The following is a 24,405-nucleotide window of genomic DNA, read 5'->3' on the forward strand; positions in this document are numbered from 1 at the left end:
ATATAAAATGAAAAAGATAATATTAGTTTTAGGAATAATCGCAACTACTTTTGCTTCATGCAGTAGTTATATCGAAGAGGAGGCACTCTCGAATGTATCAGCAGATGAGACTTATAAAACAGCATCCGGATTTCAGTTATTAGTAAATTCAGATTATGCCAGACTTAAAGGAATTTATGGAGGCGATCCATGGTTGTTTGAAGCAGGAACTGATATGTATGCCGAAGGAAGAACAGCAGAGCCTGCTGGTTTAAGTCAGTATACCTTGTTGATTCCTTCTTCGACCGGAGTAGAGCAATTGTATAACTCCTGTTATCTGGCGATACAATCGGTTAATAAAACCGTGTATTATTCGACTTTAACAGAACAAAATGCAAATGTAAGTGTTCTCGTAGGCGAGGCAAAATTTATTAGAGCTCAAGCCTATTTTTTATTGGTTCAAACCTATGGAGGAGTAGCAATTGTAGACGAAAATATTACGTCTCCTGTGTTGTCCTTTTCAAGAAACACTGCCGAAGAAGTATACACCCATATTATAGCAGATCTGGATAGTGCTCTTGCAACAGTAGGCACAGGTGCTTATGCGGCTTCAGGAAAAGTAAACAAAAGAGCCGTAAATGATTTATTGGCAAAAGTATACCTAACAAGAGGTTACGAGACTTATGGTAAACCGGATGATTTTGCAAAAGCAGCTGCTTATGCGGATGCAGCCATTGCAGGACAAGCGTTAAATGTACCCTTTGCAGATTTATTTAAACCTGCAAATGATCTAAACGTAGAAACTATTTTCTCTGTACAATACGATAAAAATTCCACCAGTACAGATCCTACAAAATTAGGAAACAACCAGTTTTATTATTTTAGTTCTTATCTGGGCGGAAGCGAAACAAAAGGGGGTGCACCATTAAGAAGCTATAATTTGCTTCCAACAGGATATGCTTTAAGTTTGTATACGAAAGAGGATAAACGATGGGCAGCTACATTCATGAATGAAGTATATGAAAATTATTATGACTTTTTTAGAGTGGCAGATAAAACTACCTTAAAAGTAAAACATTTCTACGCACCACAATGGTTTACTCCTGCAGATAAAGCAGCTTATTTAGCAACAGCCAAACTCGCAACAGGATTCGTTTACCATCCCTGGGGCGAATATGCTGCAGAATATACTTTGACAAAAAATATCGATTACCAAACTATTCCGGTAAAGAAATTTGATGATCCGGAGTTAACAACACCTGCAAGCACAGGTCCGGTAAGTACAAGGGATATTATCGTAGCACGACTTGGCGAAACGTATTTGGTAGCAGCCGAAGCGTATTTTAAAGCAGGTAATCCTGCAACAGGTTTAGACCGTTTGAACGAAGTAAGAAGAAGAGCCGGTGTTGCAAATGCCACTGCTGCCGAATTTAATATCGAGTATATTCTGGATGAAAGAGGTAGAGAATTAGTAGGCGAATACAAACGTTGGTTCGATCTAAAACGTACCGGAACTCTTGTAGCCAGAGCTTCTGCACATAATTACAGAATCAAAGCAGCGAATTTTGTTGGTGTAGGAGGTCAGCTTAAAATTTTAAGACCAATACCACAAACCGCATTAGATTTAAACCAAAATAAGGATTTTCCTCAGAATCCTGGATATTAATAATTTTAAATTTTTTTGAGGTTAAGTTTTTTTGAAGAAGTTAAAAAGGAGTTCGGTTCTCAATCGGACTCCTTTCTTAACTAAAAATTAGTTCGCTTAAAATGAAAAGAATCTTGTTTGTCTTATTGCTTCTTTCGAAAGTGGGGACCGCACAAAACCACTACAGTATCGACACGTCATATACCGTAAGAAGTACGTATGCCAAGCTTATTAAACAATATCCGTTTATAAAAATAGCTCTGGCAGATAAAAATACAAGCACCACCAAAATTGAGAATGTAGTCTATTATCAGAATAAAAACAGAGCATTACATTTGGATGCTTTTATAAATAAAAAAGAGAAAAAGAATCCGGGTATCATCATGATTCATGGCGGCGGCTGGAGATCAGGGAATAAAGAACAAATGCAGGTTTTGGCACAGCAAATTGCAACAAGAGGATATGCTTGTTTTGCAATTGAATACAGATTATCGCTCGAAGCAAAATATCCGCAGGCGATTTATGATGTCAAAAATGCTATTAAATTTATAAAAGATAATGCGAAAAAATTTCAGGTAGATCCAGATAAAATTGCCGTTTTAGGATGCTCTTCAGGAGGTCAAATGGCAGCTTTAATTGGCACAACAAACGAAGATTTAGCTTTTGAAGATGCTAAGAATACCAGTAAAGCATCTTCAATAGTGCAGGCAATTATAGATATAGATGGAATATTGGCTTTTAAACATCCTGAATCAAAAGAAGGAGAAATGGCAGCTTTCTGGTTAAACGGAACCTATGACGAAAGTCCTGAAACCTGGCAAAAAGCATCGGCTTTAAATCACGCCAGTAAAAATACACCGCCCATACTGTTTATAAACAGTAGTTTTGACAGATTTCACGCGGGACGAGACGATATGATCACAATTTTAGATCAGAATAAGATTTACAGCGAAGTACAAACCATTCAGGATTCACCACATTCCTTTTGGTTTTTTCAGCCCTGGCTGGACGAAACAACAGGATACACAATAAAATTTTTAGACAGAATATTTAAATAATTTACCATAAAAAATGAAAACAAAAATCACATTAGCGACCTTATTTTTACTTGGTGTTACAGCAGTAAATGCTCAGAAATATGATATAAAAACAGCCAAAACCTATGCTGAAATCTCTGCAAAAACAGACGGAAAATGGGAAGGACGTAAATACATTGGCGGAACGGTTTTTAAAAACACAGACAAGCTAAAATTAGCGCCCGAGCATACAGACCATTCCTTTGATATTCGTTATGAGGGTCCGGGCTGGGAGAGTAATAGAATTGGATATCGTTTGTACCTGGACTGGAGAAATGCGATTGACATTTTTGGAAAAAAAACGGCAGACATTATTTTGCCAAAAGTAGGACAGGACAATTTTGACTCGTATCACGAAATGAGCGATTGGGGCGCAGATATCCTTAAAGCCGGAAAAGGAATTGGTATTGGGTCGATTGATCGTTATTTGAACAATGAAAAATTACACTTTCGTGAAGTCGATTCTACGATTGCAACTGTCGTAAACAAAACCAATGAATCAGGGGTAAAAGTCAATTATTACGGATGGAAAACAGCCTCTGATAAAATCAATTTTACATCAGAGTTAACCATCAAACCAAACGAGCTTTATACACAACATACCATTCAGGCATCAAAAGAAATAAAAGGAATTTGTACCGGAATTGTAAAACAAAAAAAGGCAGAATTGCTTAAAAAAGAAAGCAAGAATAAAAAATGGGCTTATCTGGCAACTTATGGCGAACAATCCTTGGTTCCGGACAAATTAGGAATGGCAATTTTTTATCAAACCAACACAATCGAAAATGTAGCCGATACAGATTTAGATTATCTTTTGGTCTTTAAACCAACCACAAAAGCAACTTCTTTTTACTTTTTAGGCGCCTGGGAACAAGAACCAAATGGCATTAAATCAAAAGAAGAATTTGTAAAATATTTAGACCAGAAATTAGAAGTACTGAATAAAAAAGGGAAGATATAAGAGATTGAAAAGAGTAGAGAGTAAAGAGTAGAGAGTAAAGAAAATAGAGTAAAGATTGAAAAAATCTGCTCGATCTGCTTAATCTGCGAGAGAAAAAATAGCCACAGATTAAAAGAATTAAAAAGATTATACTAAAGATGTCACGCGCCGCAACGTGTTCTTGAAATATGAATATTAAAATTTCTATAAACATAACATTCCGTTGGAACTTATTTATAGTAACTTAAAAAAGAGTTAGATAGAATTAAAGAATTAAAAAGATTGAAAAAATCTGCTCGATCTGCAAAATCTGCGAGAGAAAAAAACTTTTTAATCTGTGGCAAAAAATAAAATGTATGCTTAAATCGACTTTTATAAAGATCAATCTTGTTGTTTTTTTATTGATTATCAGTAGTAAAACAATAGCGCAAAAGGATAATAATGCCGTTCTCGCTGACAACTTAAAATGGTCAGAAAGAACAGCGCTAACCATTTTAAATACCTATCCTAAAGCTTCGCAGATTGACGGTACCAAAGAACCAAAATGGGATTATAAAATGGGATTGGTTTTGGCTGCTTTCGAAAAATTATATCAAAAAACAAACGACAAAAAATACTTCAATTACATCAAAGAATATGCAGATGAACTGATCGACGCAGATGCGAAAATCAAAAAATACGATATAAAAGAGTACAATATCGATTGTGCAAATCCCGGAAAATTGCTTTTTAATTTATACAATGAAACCAAAGACAATCGCTATCTAAAAGTGTTACAGATGCTAAGAAACCAGCTGGAGACCCAACCCAGAACGGCAAGCGGAGGATTCTGGCACAAACAAATTTATCCCAACCAAATGTGGGTTGATGGTTTGTACATGGCAGAACCATTTTATACCCAATACACCGTTAAGTACGAAAACGGTAAAGCGCTGGATGATATCGCCAGGCAATTTGAGCTGGTACAAAATCATCTTGTCGACAAAAAAACAGGTCTGGTTTATCAGGCGTGGGATGAGAGCAAAGAGATTGCATGGGCAAATCCGGATACAGGAACTTCTCCAACCATTTGGGGGCGAGGTATTGGATGGTATATGATGTCTTTGGTCGAAGTGCTGGATTATTACCCAAAAACAAATCCAAAATACAAAACGTTGACAGGCTATTTAAACCAGATTGCCAAAAGCACAGTCGAACATAAAAGTGCCTCAGGTTTATGGTATCAGATTGCCGATAAGCCAAATTTAAAAGACAATTTTTTAGAATCTTCAGCATCGGCAATGATCATTTATAGTTTGGCAAAAGGTGCAGACAAAGGCTATCTGGCTTCAAAGTATAAAAAAGTGGCACAAAATTCATTCGACGCATTTGTAAAAGAGTTCGTCAAAAAAGACCAAAAAGGGGAGGTGATTATTTCGAATGTTTCTTCGAATGTAGGCTTGGGAGGAAAACCTTTTCGGGATGGTACAAACGATTATTACCTTAATAGTAAAGCAAAAGAAAATAGTTCGCCAGCTTTAGCAGCATTTTTGTTAAGTGCAATCGAATTAAACAAATAAGTATTTTGGATATGATAACAAATAGAACAAAAGTTTATTCCGTTACGATGATGTTAGTGGGCTTAATATTTTTTTTGGTTGGCAAAATAAATGCTCAGGAAGTTACAACCAAAGAAATTGTAATTTCGAAAGAGCTAAAATGGTCCGAACGAATGGCACTTTCTATCGTTAAACGTGCTCCAAAAGCCTGGCAAGTAGATGGTAACGAAAAACCAAAATGGGATTACAAATTAGGTTTGGTAACGTTGGCTTTTCAGGAACTTTACAAAAAGACCAATAATCCGGTTTATGGCAATTATGTAAAAGAGTACGCCGAAACAGTTATCAATGGTTCAGGAGAAATTATGAACTATAAACTCGAAGATTACAATATTGATTATATCAACGCCGGAAAAATACTTTTTGATCTTTATAAAACCACAAATGACAAGCGATACTTAACTGCATTGCAAACATTAAGAAAACAATTGGCAACACATCCAAGAACAAATTCAGGAGGTTTTTGGCATAAAAAAATCTATCCGTACCAGATGTGGCTTGACGGTTTGTATATGGGAGCACCTTTTTATGCCCAATATACAGCTCAATTTGATCAAGGAAAAGATTTAGATGATGTAGCCAAACAATTTGAGTAAATACATTTGCATACAATCGACAAAAAAACAGGTTTGCTTTTTCATGCCTGGGACGAAAGCAAGCAAATGCCCTGGGCAGATAAAGAAACCGGAACTTCGCCCAATTTCTGGTCCCGATCTATAGGATGGTACATGATGGCTTTGGTCGATGTGTTAGATTATATGCCAAAAGAACATCCAAAACATAAAGAGTTAATTCAATATTTAAACGAAATCTCAGCAGCAGTTGCAAAATATCAGGATCCTTCCGGATTATGGTATCAGGTAACAGATTCCGGAAATAAAGAAGGAAATTATCTCGAAGCATCCGGATCTGAAATGTTTATTTATGCTTTTGCAAAAGGAGTAAAAAAAGGATATTTACCATCAGATTACAAAAAACGGGCAGAAAAAGGTTTTGACGGACTAATAAATAAATTGGTTACCGTTGATCCGGATGGAGAAATTCATATCACGCAGGTCTGTGCCAGCGCAGGATTAGGAGGAAAACCGTATCGTGATGGTTCCTATGAATATTATATAAAAGAAAAAATAAAAACAGACAACTCACATGGTTTAGGACCGTTTATTCTGGCGGCACTTGAGTTAGAAAAATAGAAAAATTTAAATATATTTTAAAATGAAAAATAATAAAAGACAAGGTTACTTTACTTCCGTTGCTTTGGTTTGCCTGTTGGCTTTTGTAAGTTGCAAAGTGATCTCGCAAGAACCGGCAAAAAAGGAGATCGTGATTACCAAAGATTTAAAATGGTCGGATAAAATGGCATTGACCCTAATGAAACGTCATCCTGAAGCCTATATGATCGACGATTCTAAGACTCCAAAATGGGATTATGTACACGGATTAGTTTTGCATGCTATCGAAGAATTGTACAAGAAAAATCCGGATTCCAGATATCCCGAGTATATAAAAGGGTATATCGATGCACTGGTTCAAAATGACGGAACGATCAAAACCTACGAATTAGACAAATACAACATCGATATGATAGTATCCGGTCGTTTATTGTTTAATATTTACAAAACCACCAAAGAAGAGAAATACTTAAAAGCAATGCAATTGTTGCGCAAACAATTGGCAGAGCAGCCAAGAACCACAAGCGGCGGCTTTTGGCACAAAACGATCTACCCAAACCAGATGTGGTTGGACGGTTTGTATATGGGAGAACCATTTTATGCCCAATACACCGTGACGTTCGAAGAAGGAAAAAGTCTTGATGACGTAGCAAAACAATTCGAACAAATTCAGTTGCATGCAACAGATCCCAAAACCGGATTGTTATACCACGCCTGGGACGAAAGCAAAAAAATGCCATGGGCAAATAAAGAAACCGGAAATTCGCCTAATTTTTGGTCAAGAGCTTTAGGTTGGTACACTATGGCACTTGTAGATGCTTTAGATTATTTCCCGAAAGAACATCCAAAACAAAAAGAATTAGTAAAATATCTCAACAATGTTTCCGCAGCTTTGGCCAAAGTTCAGGACAAATCAGGATTATGGTACCAGGTAACAGACAAAGGGGGCAAAGAAGGAAACTATCTTGAAGCCTCAGGATCATCTATGTTTGCGTATGCCTTTGCAAAAGGAGCAAACAAAGGATATCTCCCTGCAAAATATAAAAAACTGGCAGAGAAAGCCTTCGATGGTCTAACAAAACAATTGATAAAAGTAGATGCAGATGGTACGATTACACTAACGCAAGCATGTCAGGTTGCCGGTTTAGGCGGTACACCTTATCGAGACGGTACCTACGAGTATTATGTAAACGAAAAAAAAAAAGACAATGATCCTAAAGCCACAGGACCTTTTATTTTAGCCGCCTTAGAACTAAACAGATAAGCTTAAAAACAAAGTTTGTTATCCTGAGCGAAAGCAAAGGATCACACAAGAAGCTCCGCAAACAAAAGCCGTTTGCTATAAATCATATACAGAGAAACCTAACAAGTTTTAAGAACCTGTTAAGTTTCATTAAAAAATCTCACTATGTTAGAGAAATATATTTCTTTTCTGTATTCTTTTTTAAGAACAAAAAACTATGTTTCTATGTGTTAAACAATTTTTCAAATAATTCTCAATACAAACCTAACAGGTTTTCAAAACCTGTTAGGTTTAATTAGAAAGTAAGTATCACCAAAAATGAAAAATATAAAAATCCTCTTTCTCTTAGTATCACTATTCCCGATACAAAATAATTTTGCTCAGGTTTGGGTTCCTGATAATGGAGACGGAACCTACACAAATCCTATAATTCATGCCGATTATTCAGATCCGGATGTAGTTCGGGTAGGAGATGATTTTTATATGACCGCATCGTCCTTTAATTGCATTCCGGGATTACCCATTTTGCATTCTAAAGACCTTGTAAACTGGAAAATTATTGGATATGCACTTGCAAAGCAGCCACCATTTGAAACCTTTAATAAAGTACAACACGGTAATGGTGTTTGGGCACCAAGCATTAATTATCATAACAATGAATTTTATATTTATTATCCCGATCCTGATTTTGGAATCTATCTCATAAAAGCCAAAAAAGCCGAAGGACCATGGTCAGAACCATTGTTGATAAAAGAAGGAAAAGGACTTATAGATCCCAGTCCGTTATGGGATGATGATGGCAAAGTATATCTCGTTCATGCTTTTGCCGGAAGTCGCGCCCAAATAAAAAGTTTACTAGTCGTTTGCAGCATGAATGCCGAAGGAACAGTTGCGAATCCGGATGAGGTTATGGTAATTGACGGACATGAAAGCGAAGGAACTATCGAAGGACCAAAATTCTATAAGCGAAACAATTACTATTACATTTTTGCTCCTGCCGGCGGAGTTGCTACTGGCTGGCAAACCGTTTTAAGATCTAAAAATGTATACGGTCCGTATGAAAAGAAAAAAGTTCTCGAACAAGGAAAAACTACTATAAATGGCCCGCATCAAGGTGCCTGGGTACAAACGCAAACCGGAGAAGACTGGTTTATCCATTTTCAGGACAAAGGCGCTTATGGCAGAATCGTTCATCTCCAGCCAATGAAATGGGAAAATGATTGGCCGGTGATGGGACAGGATTTCGATAAAAACGGAATAGGAGAGCCCGTTACCACTTTCAAAAAACCAAATACAGGCAAGAAATATCCAATAGAAACTCCCGCAGAATCAGACGAGTTTAACGAACCAAAACTAGGTCTGCAATGGCAATGGCAGGCAAATTCGCAAATCAACTGGGGATTCCCGACTAGTTTAGGATATCTTAATTTATTTTGTCAAACCACTATAAAAGACGATCAGAAAATTTTTGACGCACCCAATTTATTATTACAAAAATTCCCTGCCGAAGAGTTTACAGCCACAACCAAACTCACGTTTAATACAAGACTCAATGGCGAATCGACAGGACTTTTGATAATGGGATTAGACTATAGCTATCTGAACCTTAAAAATGAGAACGGTAAATTATATCTGAATCAGAAAACAGGAACTTTTGATAAAAAAGTGTCAGAAACAGAAACAACACCGGTTTTAATTGCAAACAATACAATTTATCTGAGAGTAAAAGTTAAAAAAGGAGGTATTTGCAGTTTCTTTTATAGTTTAGAGGATAAAAAATACCAGCCAATAGGAGCTGATTTTGTTTCGAAAGAAGGAAAATGGATTGGCGCCAAAATAGGTCTTTTTGCCTTAAGCCAAAAAGGAACTAATGATTCCGGAAACGTTGCTGTAGATTGGTTTAGAATAACGAAGTAGCTAGGGGGACTAAGGTTCAAAGGTTGAAAGGAACAAAGGTTCAAAGGAACAAAGTAAGAAAGAGCAAGGTTAGAAAAAGTGCAGATAAAAAAATCTGCTTTATTTGCTTAATCTGCAAGAAAAAATATTTAGCACATAGAAACATAGCTTAACAAATGGAATAAGGTGTTTCACTTCAAATAAAACACATGACAATGTGTTTTTAAAAAAAGTTCAACGAAAAAAATAGAAGTAATGCAACTTAAAAAATATATAATATTCGTTTTATTCGGTATTTGTTTTACCGTTAATGCTCAAAACACGTATAAAAACTGGTCAGACATCATTCGTAAAAATGATGCCGGTTGGTTTGGTACAGATGAAGCTAAAAAGATAGCCGAAAATGTTTTACTTTACCAAAGAGACATTGGCGGCTGGCCTAAGAATATCCAGATGCAGGATGAATTATCAGCTGCACAAAAAAAGGATTTATTGGTTCTTAAAAAAACAGCCGTAGAAACCACTACAGACAATGGCGCAACGAGTCAGGAAATGCTTTTTATGTCTAAGATGTATGCACAGGTAAAAGACGAGCGATACAAAGAATCGTTTTTAAAAGGGCTTAATTATTTGCTCGAAGCACAATACAATAATGGAGGCTGGCCACAGTTTTTTCCGTTAAAAAAAGGATATTATACCCATATTACTTACAATGATGATTCGATGGTCAATATCCTGAACATCATGAAACAAATGAGCGAAGAAACAGACTTTTATAGTATAAAAGCCTCCAAAGAAATTGTCGAAAAAACAAAAAAAGCATTCGATAAAGGAATTGATTGTATTTTGAAAACCCAATACAAACAAAACGGAATTCTAACGGCTTGGTGCGCGCAACATGACGAAATTACTTTGGCCCCCGCAAATGCAAGAGCTTTTGAACTGGCATCGCTTAGTGGTTATGAATCGGCTAAGATTGTCTTGCTTTTAATGTCGATCGAAAAACCGTCACCGGAAATAATAACAGCCATTAAAAGTGCTCAGGCTTGGTTCGAGAAAACAAAAATAACCAATCTTGAAGAAAAACGTGTTTTAAACGATGCCGGAAAAATCGTAGACAAAAAAATGATTGTTACCCAGAATGCAGCCCCAATTTGGGCAAGATTTATGGATTTAAATACAAATGAACCATTCTTTTGTGATCGCGACGGTATCAGGAAAAAAGCGCTCGATGAAATTGGCTCAGAAAGACGAAACGGCTACTCGTGGTATTCTGATGCGCCAAAAGAAGTACTCAAAAAATACCCCGTCTGGGCAATCAAAAACGGTATAAAAATTTCGGCAGCAGAAGCTTCAGACAAAAAAAAAGCTAACTTTTTTACCGTAGCACCAGATGGTTCAGGAGATTTTACAAAAATTCAGGATGCTATAAATGCCAGTCCGTCTTTTCCGTATGAAAAAGTAACCATATTTGTAAAAAATGGAATCTACAATGAGAAAGTTCGAATTCCGGAATGGAACACCCGTTTGGCTTTAATAGGAGAAAGTAAAGAAAATACCATTATTACCTTTGATGATAATTTTTCGAAAATCAATTCAGGCCGAAACAGCACTTTTTATACCTATACCGTTTTGGTAGAAGGAGATGATTTTTCGGCATCAAATTTAACCATTAAAAACGCTTCCGGCGATAACGGTCAGGCAATCGCATTATCAGTAGTGTCAAATCGGGTGCTGGTTTCAAACTGTAATATCCTGGGTAATCAGGACACCTTGTACCTGTCAGGAAAAGAAGCAAAACAATATTTTAAAGACTGTTATATTGAGGGCACAACAGATTTTATTTTTGGAAGCGCCACCACTTTATTTGAAAATTGCGAAATTCACAGTATCAAAAATTCCTACATCACAGCCGCTTCAACCCCTCAGGATACAGCTTTTGGTTTTGTTTTTAAAAATTGTAAACTTACCGCAGAACCTACTGCAACAGCAGTTTATTTAGGAAGACCCTGGCGTATTTATGCAAAAACAGTTTACATCAATTGCGATATGGGAAAACATATCAAACCCGAAGGTTGGGAAAACTGGTCGAAACCCGAAGCCGAAAAAAATGCTTTTTATGGTGAGTATAATGGTAAAGGCGAAGGATTTCAGCCCGCAAAAAGAGTTGTATGGTCACATCAGCTTCAAAAGAAAGAAGCCGAAAAATATACCATAGAAAATATCTTAAAAGACTCAATCCCAAATTGGTATTCTAAGTAAATAATTTGCCCACGGATGACACAGATTAAACGGATTTGCACTGATTTTTTTACTTCAAACATTTAAAATGAACCTGCGTAAATCCGTCTAATCCGTTAAAATCCGCGGGCTAAAAATTCGCGAACAGATTAGATAAAATAAAAATAAAAAATTATGAATTTTAAGTGTTTCCTTTTTCTATTTATTTCATGGACATCTTTTGCTCAGCATAACGAGTTTCCAGCAGCCAAAGCAGACTCAATTGTCAGGAGAATTCAGCTTCCGGTCATTCCTTCGTATCAAATCAATGTTTTAAAATTAGGAGCCAAAGGAGATTCAGTTACCAATAACAAAGCCGCATTTGACAAAGCCATGGCATTGTGCAAAAAGAACAATGGCGGAACTATCCTAGTCCCAAAAGGTATTTATAAAATCAACGGACCAATTCATTTTGTAAGCAACGTAAACCTTAAAATAGAAAAAGGAGCAAAAATTAAGTTCAGCGATAACCCGAAGGATTATTTACCCATGGTTTTAACCAGTTGGGAAGGCACTATGTTGTACAATTACAGCCCCTTAATTTATGCCTACCAATGCACTAACATTGCCATAACCGGCGAAGGAACAATCGATGGAGAAGGAGGTAAGACCTGGAAAAGCTTTAAGGCAAAAGAAGCAAAAGGCAAAGAATTGAGTCGCGACATGAACCATAATAGTATCCCGCTACAAGACAGAAAGTTTGGCGAGGACTATTTTTTACGCCCGCAAATGATCCAGTTTTTTAATTGTGTGAATATTTTGGTCGAAAATATCCGAATCGAAAATTCACCATTTTGGTGTTTACATTTACTAAAATCACAAAGTATTACCATTCGTGGAATCAGTTACAAATCGTTAAATTACAATAATGACGGCATCGATCCTGAATATGCAAAAGATGTATTGATCGAAAATGTAACATTTGATAATGGTGATGATAATATCGCGATCAAAGCAGGAAGGGACCATGAGGGAAGGGCAAATTGGGCAACCCCAAGTGAAAATATTGTCATTAGAAATTGCAATTTCAAAGGACTTCATGGCGTTGTAATAGGCAGCGAAATGTCTGCAGGAGTTCAGAATGTATATGTAGAGAATTGCAAAACCGTTGGCTACTTAAAAAGAGGCATATATTTAAAAACCAATGCTGGCAGAGGAGGTTTTATCAGGAATATTTTTGTTCGAAATATCAAATTTGACGAAGTAGAAGATTGTTTGTATATCACGGCAAATTACCACGGAGAAGGAAGCGGTTTTCAGTCTGAAATAGCAAATATTTCCTTTTCTGATATCAGCTGTAACAAAGCCACCGCATCTGGAATTGTAATTCAGGGATTTCCGGATAAAAAAATTCGCAATATCTCTTTAAATAACATCGATATCAAATGGGCAAAAAATGCAATTTCGACAACAAATGCCCAGAATGTAATAGTAAATGAAGTCTCTATAGGAGAAAAAGCCACAGTTCCAACAGCTGTTTTTTAAGTTTCTAACGAGAAAAGGTACAGAGGTTTATCAAAGGAACAAAGGTACAGAGGTTCAAAGGCACAAAGGTTTTCTGTAGCGGCGCACAGCAGTGCGTCTTTTAAGCCAAAAATAATCCTTAATTTTAAAAAAAATGAAACACTATATATTGATTATTCTATTTATTTCAACCTCTTGTTTTGCACAAAAAACAACAATTTATGCCATTGGCGATTCTACCATGGCCAACAAAAAAGATTCCGATCGCAATCCGGAACACGGTTGGGCACAAGTACTGCAACCCTTTTTTACAGCTAATATTATTGTCGAAAATAAAGCTGTAAACGGCAGAAGCACCAAAAGTTTTATCAATGAAAACCGTTGGGATTCTATTTATAAAAAGCTAAAAAAAGGCGATTATGTTTTGATTGAATTTGGTCATAACGATGAAAAAGTAGAAGATTCGACCCGATATACAAATCCACACACCAGTTATAGATATAATTTAATCCGTTTTGTAAAAGAAACCAGAGACAAAGGAGCAACGCCCATATTGCTTACTTCTATTGCAAGACGCAATTTTAATGAAAAAGGAGTACTAGTACCAACCCACGGCGATTATCCGCTAGAAACCCGTTTGGTAGCACAAGAATATAAAGTTCCTTTTATTGATTTAGAATATTACACAGAACTACTAGAACAAGCATACGGACCTGAAAAATCAAAACAATTGCATTTGCATTTCAAAGCAGGAGAAAATGCCTATTACGATAAAGATAAAAACGATGATACACATTTGTCCTTAAAAGGAGCAACAGAAATTGCGCAAATTGTAATCAACCAAATCAAAAGCTTACAAGATCCGTCAATAGAAAAACTCAAAAAAGGAATTAAGTAAAGGTCAAAGCTATAAAGGAACTCCAAAGCATAACCCCAACCTTTACCATTCTGAGAAACGAATGAATGCAAATCTTTACCCTAACTTATTACACTAAAAACTTCTACCAGCAAAATCAATTCCAAATTAAGCTAACCTTTGCGCCATACGTTTGTATGAGTTATTTGTTTTTGGACTTCTGAATATTCTGAAAAGATATTTTGAAAAAATTTAAGAGAGAGGACGAAAGTTCTCTCTCTTTTCTATTATATCGTATTCCTGCAAAAGACATTCATAAAATAATACTCTGCTACATTAAAGAACTTGAACTCTACTTTTTAAATTCAATTTTTATTACTTCATAAGTTGTAAGATAATCAGGTACTCCCACAATTTTATTAAAATAAACCTTTTACCGGATAATAATAAATTCGTAGGAATATTTTATCCTTTTTTGTGAATTGATTTCTCAGATTTCCTCGTAAAACACCTCTTATTTAATACACTGTTATTTTATAGGTTAATTGTATGTTGTTGTTTTTTAGTGACTTATTGTATTTTTTGAATTTAAAAATCAGGAAAGAGGTGCTTTTGTAGTCAAAAGCACATTATGTCTTAATCTGTAAGTATAAAAACTTTTACAGGCAAAAGGCGATTGGCTTTCGATAGACCTTTGCACTTTCAAACGATACTGTTTGAATCTCAATTGCGAAAAAATATAATATTAATAATCAATTTAAAGATTAAATCTTATGAAGAATAGATTACTCCCTTTAGTTTTTGTTTTAGGTTTGGGTTCTTATTCGGCTTATTCTCAGGTAGGTATTGGAACAAATAATCCGTATGCTGGTGCTCAGTTAGAAATTAAGTCTGATACAAAAGGTGTTTTAATACCAAGAGTAGCTTTAAGAGGTCTAACTAATAGTTATCCAATAAGTGCAGCAAATTTAACAGCTGAGGCTAACAGTATGTTAGTTTTCAATACTGCTATTGCTCCTGATCTTACTCCTGGATACTACTCCTGGACTACAGCTACAAACAGCTGGAACAGAATTGCAAGTGCTGCTGATATAGCTGCGGCAAGCGGTGTTATTGGTGCAGATGGATTGGCTGGTGTAGCCGGAGCTCCGGGTACTAGATGATAAAGGGATTTTTTTGAAAATGTTTAAAAGAAATTTTAAAAATCAATTTGATTTTTTTGAAAACTCATTTTTGTATAAAAATGATGATGAAGCTACAGAGTTTGATCGTTCCGTATTTGTTATTTACGATAAGTCTGAATTGATAGAATTTCTAAAATTAGATAAAAAAGGAATGAATGTTTTAGTTTGTTTATTCAACAAACAACTCTACGATAGTTTATCATTTTTAGAAGAAATAAAAAGTTTAATTCTCTTTGATAATTCCAAAACAAGAGTTGAAATTATCAAAGAATTAAAACAACATTTTAAAAATAAGCAAAGTTTTGTTTCACAAATTTCAGAAACCAAATTTCAAGGTTCCAATCTTATTTCGACACAGTTTAATAATTTTTACAAAGGGTTATTTTTGTTGATGTAAAATTTATTCAGGGTTTTTATAATTCAATTTCATAATTTTAAAAGATTTTTTAGGAAAAAAAGACTATACAGTTGCTCGTATAGTCTTTTTTGTTTTTAAGAGACATGAATAGTGCGAGTAAATCTATTTTTTTAGAGAACAGCCCAACGTTCTTTTACTTAATCTTACTTTTCAAAATTTAAACATAGAATCTGTTAAAACCAATATTGATAAAAGCTTCATAAATGGAGTCAATTTCAAGAATGTCTGCGTCGATAAGCGATTAGTTGAGTAGTTTTTCCTCTAATTCTCAGATTACATTTTGCATTTTTAGGGCTAAAAGTTAAAATTATACACTGTTTCTGATGTTTTTTAAAATAAAATTTAAATTTTTAAAACAGTTTCCAACTTGATATAGATGCAGCTTGTTTTTTTTTGGCATAAATAAGTAACTGATTAGTAGTTGATTGATGGCTCTGGGTTGAGAGAAAAAAAGTGAGGTAAATTTAATGTTAATTATAAGCCCAATAAACAGTGATAATTTTAACGAGAAATATGTTGGAACTATCAATCAAACTTTTATTTTTGCGGCTTAATTTAATAATTATAAGCATGAAAGATCTATTAGTAAAAATCAACTCCGAAATTGACACATTTAAAGCAGAAGCTGAATCTTTAACAGAAAAAGGTGTTAAAGCTGCTGGAGCAAGAGCTCGTAAAGCTACTTTAGAAATTGAAAAACTTTTAAAAGAGTTTAGAAAAGTTTCTATTGAAGAATCAAAAAAATAATATTTCTATTTGAATAGTCCTAAAAAAGCTTGACTGGATTAGGAAATAAAAATAGTTAACCGAAATAGAATTCGTTCTGTTTCGGTTTTTTTTTGCCTTTTAGTTAGATTCTGTAAACCTATTCAATCAGGATCGTAATAGGAAGTAATGCGTATTAGTATCTTGTTTTTTATAATTTTTTTTAGTTTTAGAAATACAGGCGAACCAGAGGACAAATTGCTTTAGTATAGATTAAGCAGCCCATTTTTTATAGGTCAGCAGCAAATAAAAGTTTAATTTTATAGTTAGAACTTATAGCGAATATTAAATAAGCTTAGAATGAATAACAAAAAAAAACTAAAAGCTGTAGCCTACGGAGAAGTACTTTGGGATGTTTTTGATCATGAGAAAAAGATTGGTGGTGCGCCCTTAAATGTCGCTTTGCGCATGAAAACACTAGGCTGCGATGTAGCAATGATTAGTTGCGTAGGAAATGACAACGATGGTGATGCTATTATCGATCATATCAAAAAGGTTGGACTTGAAACAACTACCATCATAAAATCTGAAGATTTTGCAACAGGACTAGTCGATGTAACATTAAACGAAACCGGATCTGCCAGTTATATCATTCATTATCCCTCGGCTTGGGACAAAATTGTATTAAATGATGTAGCCCGAAATACAGTTGACAATGCAGATGTTTTAATATATGGGAGCTTGGTTTGCAGAGACGAAGTATCCAGAAAATCTCTCCAAGAATTATTAGAAACTGATGTATATAAAGTTTTTGATGTCAATTTAAGAAAACCTCATTATACCTATGAAATCCTTGACGAATTGATGCAGTCGGCTGATTTTATAAAATTTAATGACGAAGAACTACTGGAGATTTCTACTGCTCTACAATCGCCTTTTACAACTTTAGAAGATAATATTAATTTTATAGTGCAACATACAAAAGCAAGCGGAATTTGTGTAACCAAAGGCAAAGACGGAGCGTTGTTATTGTGGGAAGGAAAACTTTATGAAAATGCCGGATATCCTATAATAGTAGCAGATACAGTAGGAGCAGGAGACTCTTTTCTGGCAGCATTAACAACCTCGTTACTTACCGGAAAAGCACCTCAGGACTCTATTGACTTTGCTTGTGCAGTTGGCGCATTAGTTGCAGAAGCCCAGGGAGCAAATCCTGTGATTTCAGAATCTAAAATCGAAGCATTAATTTCAAACACTAAATAGCGTTATAATACTATAATTGTGATTTTATTTTTACAAATAAATACGGTTATATTGCTCCGCTGAAACTTTATTTCACAAACTTGTGCCAATAGCTATACATATATTGCTCTTTTGGAGTTTAAAAACACAGGTATTATTTGAAACTCAGGTTTGCTTGTCAAATTTATTTATTAAGGGTTGTTTCTTTTAAGAGAGACACCCCTTATTTTTTATATTATTCCTGAAAACAACAGTATTGAATAAAAAGGGGGCATCAGTAAAATCTTCTTGAAAATGTACTGTATGATAGGTAAAAATTGACATTTTAGAATTAATTATAACTTTTAGTTATATTGTATAAGAGGGTTTGTAAGAAAAAAAATAGGATAATGCGTAATATTGCGGGGCACGCATTGTTTTATATTAACCCCCTAATTATTATGTTCTTTACCCTTACTCAAGACCAAGTCCAGTTTCAGTATGGATCAAAACGATGGCAATACAGTTTTAATGAGATTGTAGAACTTGGTTTACTCAAAAAAAAGAAGACCTACCTTCTTGAAAATAGCGCATTTGTTCTGGTTACAGCATTGTCCTATTACTGTATGGTTTTTTCAAATTTAATGGAGTTGTATTATATAGCACCAACCTTACTGGTGTATACAATTCTTATAATTTTGAGATTTTACAATGATATCGAATTCGAATATTATGTCATTGTAAGAGACATTTATAAAAAAGAAACCAAAGTAAAAATCAGAATCATGGACCGACCCGCAATAGGAAAACAAATTGATCTTTTTCTAAACCTCAATTTTGACCGACTTTTGCAGAAAACAAAAAAGAACCTATAAAATTAAGTAATGTTATTATTCGGAATTTCCCTTTATGATTTAGTTTTAATGGCAATTGCTATTTTGTATGGTTTTATTATAACTACTAAAAAAAAATGAACAAGTACTACCTCATTAACCTACCATTGAAGTAGTATGATATTACACACTAAAAAAGTATAGCTGTAATACTAAAAGTTTACTACCGGTCAGTTTTAGCTATACAAAATCCCCCAATAAAATTATGACCACTTCAATCAAAAATAAAATAAAAAGCATCAGAGAATTGAAAAATTATACTCAGGAATATATGGCAGATCAACTAGGAGTTACGCAGGCAGGTTATAGCAAAATCGAAAAAGGAAATACAATTCTTTCTTATGTAAAATTGGTCGAAATTGCCCGAATTTTAGAAGTTAGCGTAGAAGATGTTATTAGTTTTGACAGCCAGAGATACTTTAATAGTTTTAATAAAGTAAGAGGAAATAATAACGGGAGCATCCAAATAAACTCAGACAACAGCGCAACGCTCAAAGTTCTTTATGAAGATAAAATAAGGCTCTTAGAAAAACTTTTGATTAAAACCGAAGAAGAGTTGTGTCGTTACAAAGAAAAATATGGGCAAATTTGAGCAACATTCGGCAACTTAAAAACAAAAAATGGGGCTTTAATGCGCCCCATTTTCTATCTTCTAAAAATATATTTATACCGTTTGGTCATCTGTAGTTGCTTCAGGAGCATTTTTTTTAACAGATTCAATTCCGTTTTCTCTCGCAGAAACACTTTCATACATTTCGCTTGAGCCAATAATCTGACCGTTGCTGGCTTTTAAGTTAAAATACGGTTTTCCGTTACTGGATTCCTTTCTGTCAAAACGACCGTCATCCTGTGAGTTCGTTTTTACAGATTCAATTCCGTTTGTACAAGCCGCTTTTGTAGTGTAGCCTTCACTCGTCAAAATAGTCTGACCATTTCCTGCTTTCAAATTAAATTGGAATTCACCATTGGTTCTTTTAGTAATTACAAATTTTCCCATGTAGTTTTATTTAAGTTAATTATAATTTATTTTGCTACAGATAAAAATACAAAACTTCATCATATAAAATCTAATTCATAAGAAAATCCTGTGATTTTTTTTTAACCCTAAATTATATATAAATCAGAGATTTAAAAAATATTTAAAATTCAAAATATATAAGAATATTCTGTATATTAGCCTCAAAAAAATGAAGAAATTAATACTAGTACTAGCAATTGCTTTTTTATCCTGTAATTCAAAAAACAGTGAAAAATTGGCACAATCAGATTTAGAAAAAGAGGATGCAGACATTGAAACTAATGTAGAAAAAGCAACTATTTATGAGGGTTTGTTACCCTGTGCTGATTGTGAAGGGATCGAAACCACCTTAAAAATTTATCAGGGCGATGGCACAACAGAAAGCCATGTATTTGAATTAACCACCGTTTACAAAGGAAAAAAAGCTGTAAAACCCTTTATAGAAGATGGAAATTTTAATACCGAAAGAGGACTTGAAGATGATCAGGACGGAACAGTTTATGTATTGAATTGGGACAAACCACAATCTGAACAAATACTGTACGGATGCAACAGCGATAATCCCGAAAAGATGTATTTGCTAAATACCAAACGCGAAAAAATAAAATCGCAATTAGATTATTTCTTGCAATTAAAAAAATAAGAAAAACCAAAGCATTTACATACCCTTGTAACATGCAAATCATAAAAAAGCTGTCCATCAAGACAGCTTTTTCTATAGCATCAACAGTCCAACAATCGAATAATCCAAAATCTCATTTTCTATTAAAAGCCGGCAAAATATATTTCTGGATCAATTCGTCACTAGGTGATTGCGAATTAAAGTTCCCGCCCGTAATAACAGTAATCATATTTTGATTTTCCCAGATGTAAATTTTCTGACCACCATTTCCCTGAGCTGCCTTTCCGTTATAGCGAGTACCATTAACTTCAAGGTATTTAAGCCACCACAAATAGCCATAATTTACGCCCTGAACTACAGAATGTTTTGTTAGCGATTCCTGAACCCACTCTTTAGAAACCACCTGTATACCGTTCCAGAGTCCTTTATTAAGATATAATAAACCAAATTTTGCCATATCCCGGGAAGTCAAGTACACCTGACAAAAAGTTTCGGCACTCGAAGCATCAGGTTTAAAATTCCATTTAAAATTTTTGATACCAATATCTTTAAAAAGTGTTTGCCTGGCAAAGTCAGGCAAAGGCATTTTTGTTGCTTTTTCGACAATTCGCCCTAAAGTAATCGGGTTTCCGGAGCAATACATTCCGTTTCCTCCCGGAACATCAATCATTGGTAAATCCAGCGTAAATTGAATCCAGTCGTTAGAATAATTCATCGTTGACTCATTTCCTTCGGATTTTGGGTTACTTACATCACAATCAAGCCCACTTTGATTGGTAAGCAAGTTCTCGATCGTAATTTGTTTTTTATCCTCCGTAAGATTCTTAAAAGTGTATTCCGGAAAATAAGACAATACGGTTTCACTTTTACCTTTAATGTATCCTTTATCAATCGCAATTCCGGTAAGTGCCGAAACAATACTCTTAGTAGCAGATCGCATTTCGTGCAGCTTGGTTTTGTTGTACTCATAAAAGTACTCTTCAAAAACTAACTTTCCGTCCTTAATAATCAATACACTGTGAACATTAGGATACGTTCCGGCAACAATTTTTTGTACCATTTCGCTCAATAAAGCCCTATCCAATCCGGTATTGTCAAGAGTTCCAGTTACTAAACCATCCGTATCTTTTTTGGGTTGTTGATATACATATTGGTAATCTTTGGTCGCACCCAGTCTGGGATACCACATTTCTTTTGGAAAACTTACCTTTTTATTGATCAGATTATACGTCTTTCCATCAGCAGCATAACCCGTAATAGCAGCAGTATTGTTTCTTAAAAAAGCCACTTTTTCCTGAGACATGTTTAGAAATATATCTTTTTCAGAAGGCTTTAAAACATATTTGCTTTCGTTGATAATCGCATACAGAAGAGTATCTTTTGGCGAAGCAGCGATTTGCAGCGTGCTATTATTTTCGTATTCATAAAGACCTTCGTACTCTTTTAATTGTTCGTAGGTAACTTTAAACTTTTGTTGTGCATATCCGGAATAAATGGGTAATAAAAAAAGCAGTAGTAAATATGGTTTTTTCATTGTTTTGGTTTTAGGTTAGTTATAGTATAATTGACCATTGTAACAAAACAAAAAAGAGACACTAACTGTAGTAAGTGTCTCTTTTATATTTTGTTTTACCGGTATCCAAATTATTTTATTGTAATGGGTACTTCAACAGTAGTTTTGTCCCAGCCAATTACCAGATTTGCTACAGATCCCTGAGTTGTAAAAGCAATTGATAAAGCTTCAACCACATTTGATATTGGTTTAACAGGAACACTTACTCTGGCAACATCTTTAGTCTCATCATAAGCATAAGCTCCCCACATATCAACCTCTTTGTTGATAATGATTGTCCATTTGTCTTTTTCAGGAATAGCAAACAAGCTATACGTACCAGCCGGAATATTTTTGCCATCAATTGTTACCGGTTTATAGAATTTGATCTCTGTATTTTCGTTTGCACCAACTCTCCAAACCTCTCCAAACTTAATTAAATCTCCAAAAATAGTACGTCCTTTTACTGCAGGTCTTGAATAAATAACCTTAATTGCCGGCGAAGGATTATCAGTTTTTTTGAATTTAACCGATTTGCTTGGGAAATACGAAATGTCGACCGGACTTGCGTCTAACGGAGCAAATTTTACCGCATCTTGTGCTTGAACTGTAAAGGCAGCAAACAAAGTAACTGCCATTAAACTTAATTTTTTCATAGGATTACAATTTTTAGAATAACTACAAAGTAAGTTAATAATGAAGAAAAATCATATAATTACAGTTTGTTTTTTGTTAATGAATTGATAACAGTTTTTAGATTTTATTTAGAATGCCATAGAAAGCGTATATTTTTTTTTCTAATTTGTCATTTTATAGAGCAATAATCTTTAGTATTCTTTTTTCTTCTTTGCGTACCAATCCTGCATAATATAAAAAGCTTTCTTTTTATTGCCATCGTTCGAGATCAGTCCTTTACGGTTGTATTCGTCCTGAATTCCCGGCAAAAGGCGTCTTGGAGATCTAAAATCTACCAGAATCCAGGGGCTTAAGCCACTTAGATGAGGTATTTTTTCGATCATCTTTAAATTCTGAATGTATAAATATTCCTGAAATTCCTCTGTCCAGCGTTCGTTTTTTTCTCCGTGTAAACCTTGTTTTGCATCTCCGCCAAACTCAGATACAATAACAGGTTTGTTGTATTTGGTTTTCCAGAAGATTTTTTCGGCATCTTCCAGCTTTCCGCCGTACCACCCTAAATATTGGTTGAACGAAATAATATCCAGATATTGACCAATTTCGTCGTTGATCGTACCAAAACCATCTGCTCCGCTTTGGGTTAACAAAGCTGCGCTAATTAATCTTGTATTGTCCAGAGATTTCGTGTGATCGACCAGATTTTTGATAAAAGCATTTCTGGAATCAGATATTGGCGTTTCGTTTGCCATCGACCAGATAATAATACAAGCCCTGTTTTTGTCTCTTGTAACAGCAGCAGTCAATTGATCCTGGGCATTTTGATACGTAGCTTTGTTTGTAAACTCAACTGTCCAGTAAACCGGAATCTCTTCCCAAACCATCAAACCTAATTTATCTGCCGTCCTGACAATATTTTCGTTATGCGGATAATGTGCCAGACGAACATAATTGCAACCCAGTTCTTTGGCCCAGTTTAGCAATCGCAAAGCATCTTCTTCAGAATTTGCACGTCCTCCTTTTGCATTTTCTTCATGAATAGAAATTCCGCGTAAAAAGATTGGTTTGCCGTTCAGTAAAATTTTATCTTCTTGTGTTTCTATTGTTCTAAAACCAATATTATCTTTCAGTTTCACTCCGTTAAAATCGATAGTTACCTCATATAATTTTGGATTTTCAGGAGACCAGTATGAGATTTTTTTTGCAGGAATTTCGAAGTTTACCAATCCATCGGCACCAATTTTTCCTTTGTAATTAATTTTCAATTCCGGAATTGAGATCGTTACATCATTTTGTGCCGGATTAAAAGTATTGATTTTTACAAAACCCGAAATCAGGGCAGCATTTCCTTTTTTAAGCTGAATGTTATAATCTTCAACAAACGATTCATTTTCTTCGATTAAAGTCACATCGCGCGTAATTCCGCCATAATTCCACCAATCCGTATTAATGGTCGGTACATCTTCCTTATGTCTTGTATTGTCTACTTTAATCACCAAATAATTGTCTTTTGGTTTTACAATCGAAGTTACTTCATAATTAAAAGGAGTAAAACCACCTTCGTGCCTCCCTAGTTTTTTACCGTTCAAATAAACATCTGCCTTATAATTGATCGCTCCCAAATAAAGAAAAAGACGTTTTGTGGCTGCCAGATTATAATCAAAAGATTTCTTGAACCAAACATTTCCTTCATAATATTTAAGTTCCGGCACCTGCGAAGTCCAATCGCCCGGGATATTGATTTTTGGCGATTTATCAAAATCATATTCTACCAGTTCCTGTTTGTTTACCGCATGATAGTTATTAAAATAAGCAGCATTCGAAGGTTTTTCCTGTTTATCGTATTCATCATGATGAAAGCTGTAATAACCCGTTTCGTAGGGATCAACAATATAATTCCAGACACCGTTTAAAGAAGTCGTATTGCGATTGGGAACATTTGAAATTAAGCTTTGTGCCTGCCCAATACATACAGCCATCAATAGTAATAATGTGATTCGTTTTTTCATG

20 protein-coding genes and 1 pseudogene are annotated in these 24,405 nt (G+C 34.8%); 17 read left to right on the top strand and 4 right to left on the bottom strand.

All coding sequences use genetic code 11. The features are described from left to right. Nucleotides 1-7: 7 nt before the first annotated feature. The 16 genes and pseudogenes from B0A64_RS02830 to B0A64_RS02905 all read left to right on the top strand — a co-directional run bounded on the left by B0A64_RS02830 (nucleotide 8) and on the right by B0A64_RS02905 (nucleotide 19,162). On the top strand, nucleotides 8-1,645 hold the full coding sequence (locus tag B0A64_RS02830; protein WP_089478033.1) for a RagB/SusD family nutrient uptake outer membrane protein: 1,638 nt from the start codon (nucleotides 8-10) through the stop codon (nucleotides 1,643-1,645). A gap of 101 nt (nucleotides 1,646-1,746) precedes the next feature. After that, the gene (locus tag B0A64_RS02835; RefSeq protein ID WP_089478034.1) at nucleotides 1,747-2,682 is read left to right on the top strand and encodes an alpha/beta hydrolase; all 936 of its coding nucleotides are present in this window, start codon (nucleotides 1,747-1,749) and stop codon (nucleotides 2,680-2,682) included. 13 nt (nucleotides 2,683-2,695) lie between these two features. Next, nucleotides 2,696-3,661, top strand: coding sequence for a DUF4861 family protein (locus B0A64_RS02840; RefSeq protein ID WP_089478035.1), 966 nt, complete (start codon nucleotides 2,696-2,698; stop codon nucleotides 3,659-3,661). A gap of 335 nt (nucleotides 3,662-3,996) precedes the next feature. Next, on the top strand, nucleotides 3,997-5,199 hold the full coding sequence (locus B0A64_RS02845; protein WP_089478036.1) for a glycoside hydrolase family 88/105 protein: 1,203 nt from the start codon (nucleotides 3,997-3,999) through the stop codon (nucleotides 5,197-5,199). Between the two features lie 11 nt (nucleotides 5,200-5,210). Continuing rightward, a pseudogene (locus B0A64_RS02850) lies at nucleotides 5,211-6,431 on the top strand (glycoside hydrolase family 88/105 protein). Nucleotides 6,432-6,453: 22 nt separating this feature from the next. Further along, a complete protein-coding gene (locus B0A64_RS02855; RefSeq protein WP_089478037.1) occupies nucleotides 6,454-7,674 on the top strand; it encodes a glycoside hydrolase family 88/105 protein in 1,221 nt (406 codons plus the stop codon). 297 nt (nucleotides 7,675-7,971) lie between these two features. Then, nucleotides 7,972-9,570 carry a glycoside hydrolase family 43 protein gene (locus tag B0A64_RS02860; protein ID WP_089478038.1) on the top strand — a complete coding sequence of 533 codons (1,599 nt, stop codon included), beginning with the start codon at nucleotides 7,972-7,974 and terminating at the stop codon, nucleotides 9,568-9,570. A gap of 234 nt (nucleotides 9,571-9,804) precedes the next feature. Then, nucleotides 9,805-11,811, top strand: a complete 2,007-nt coding sequence (gene pelA / locus B0A64_RS02865; RefSeq protein ID WP_089478039.1) for a pectate lyase — start codon at nucleotides 9,805-9,807, stop codon at nucleotides 11,809-11,811. Between the two features lie 153 nt (nucleotides 11,812-11,964). Further along, nucleotides 11,965-13,314 (top strand): glycoside hydrolase family 28 protein, encoded by a 1,350-nt coding sequence (locus B0A64_RS02870; RefSeq protein ID WP_089478040.1) that lies wholly within the window; start codon nucleotides 11,965-11,967, stop codon nucleotides 13,312-13,314. Between the two features lie 133 nt (nucleotides 13,315-13,447). Then, nucleotides 13,448-14,191: a rhamnogalacturonan acetylesterase gene (locus tag B0A64_RS02875; protein ID WP_089478041.1), complete on the top strand. Its 744-nt coding sequence runs from the start codon at nucleotides 13,448-13,450 to the stop codon at nucleotides 14,189-14,191. 731 nt (nucleotides 14,192-14,922) lie between these two features. Continuing rightward, a complete protein-coding gene (locus B0A64_RS02880) occupies nucleotides 14,923-15,312 on the top strand; it encodes a hypothetical protein (protein WP_089478042.1) in 390 nt (129 codons plus the stop codon). Between the two features lie 70 nt (nucleotides 15,313-15,382). Then, nucleotides 15,383-15,730 (top strand): hypothetical protein, encoded by a 348-nt coding sequence (locus B0A64_RS02885; RefSeq protein ID WP_123875869.1) that lies wholly within the window; start codon nucleotides 15,383-15,385, stop codon nucleotides 15,728-15,730. A gap of 591 nt (nucleotides 15,731-16,321) precedes the next feature. Then, nucleotides 16,322-16,498 carry a histone H1 gene (locus tag B0A64_RS02890; protein ID WP_089478044.1) on the top strand — a complete coding sequence of 59 codons (177 nt, stop codon included), beginning with the start codon at nucleotides 16,322-16,324 and terminating at the stop codon, nucleotides 16,496-16,498. Between the two features lie 318 nt (nucleotides 16,499-16,816). Further along, entirely contained in the window at nucleotides 16,817-17,719 is a 903-nt protein-coding gene (locus B0A64_RS02895) for a carbohydrate kinase family protein (RefSeq protein ID WP_089478045.1), read from the top strand. Nucleotides 17,720-18,087: 368 nt separating this feature from the next. After that, on the top strand, nucleotides 18,088-18,552 hold the full coding sequence (locus B0A64_RS02900) for a hypothetical protein (RefSeq protein WP_244285334.1): 465 nt from the start codon (nucleotides 18,088-18,090) through the stop codon (nucleotides 18,550-18,552). A gap of 223 nt (nucleotides 18,553-18,775) precedes the next feature. Then, complete coding sequence (locus B0A64_RS02905) at nucleotides 18,776-19,162, top strand: helix-turn-helix transcriptional regulator (RefSeq protein ID WP_089478046.1); 387 nt, start codon at nucleotides 18,776-18,778, stop codon at nucleotides 19,160-19,162. Between the two features lie 72 nt (nucleotides 19,163-19,234). On the opposite strand, the gene B0A64_RS02910 is transcribed toward B0A64_RS02905, so the two are convergent. Beyond that, nucleotides 19,235-19,567, bottom strand: coding sequence for a YegP family protein (locus B0A64_RS02910; protein WP_089478047.1), 333 nt, complete (start codon nucleotides 19,565-19,567; stop codon nucleotides 19,235-19,237). Between the two features lie 190 nt (nucleotides 19,568-19,757). Between B0A64_RS02910 and B0A64_RS02915 the strand changes: the two genes are divergently transcribed. Beyond that, nucleotides 19,758-20,231, top strand: a complete 474-nt coding sequence (locus B0A64_RS02915; RefSeq protein WP_089478048.1) for a copper resistance protein NlpE N-terminal domain-containing protein — start codon at nucleotides 19,758-19,760, stop codon at nucleotides 20,229-20,231. A gap of 112 nt (nucleotides 20,232-20,343) precedes the next feature. On the opposite strand, the gene B0A64_RS02920 is transcribed toward B0A64_RS02915, so the two are convergent. The 3 genes from B0A64_RS02920 to B0A64_RS02930 form a co-directional block, all read right to left on the bottom strand. Next, entirely contained in the window at nucleotides 20,344-21,744 is a 1,401-nt protein-coding gene (locus B0A64_RS02920; RefSeq protein WP_089478049.1) for a serine hydrolase domain-containing protein, read from the bottom strand. Between the two features lie 110 nt (nucleotides 21,745-21,854). Next, nucleotides 21,855-22,418, bottom strand: coding sequence for a DUF2911 domain-containing protein (locus tag B0A64_RS02925; protein ID WP_089478050.1), 564 nt, complete (start codon nucleotides 22,416-22,418; stop codon nucleotides 21,855-21,857). 171 nt (nucleotides 22,419-22,589) lie between these two features. Continuing rightward, nucleotides 22,590-24,404: a glycoside hydrolase family 2 protein gene (locus B0A64_RS02930; RefSeq protein ID WP_089478051.1), complete on the bottom strand. Its 1,815-nt coding sequence runs from the start codon at nucleotides 24,402-24,404 to the stop codon at nucleotides 22,590-22,592. Nucleotide 24,405: the final 1 nt, after the last annotated feature.

It is taken from the genome of Flavobacterium araucananum, assembly GCF_002222055.1.
Classification (GTDB): Bacteria; Bacteroidota; Bacteroidia; order Flavobacteriales; family Flavobacteriaceae; genus Flavobacterium; species Flavobacterium araucananum.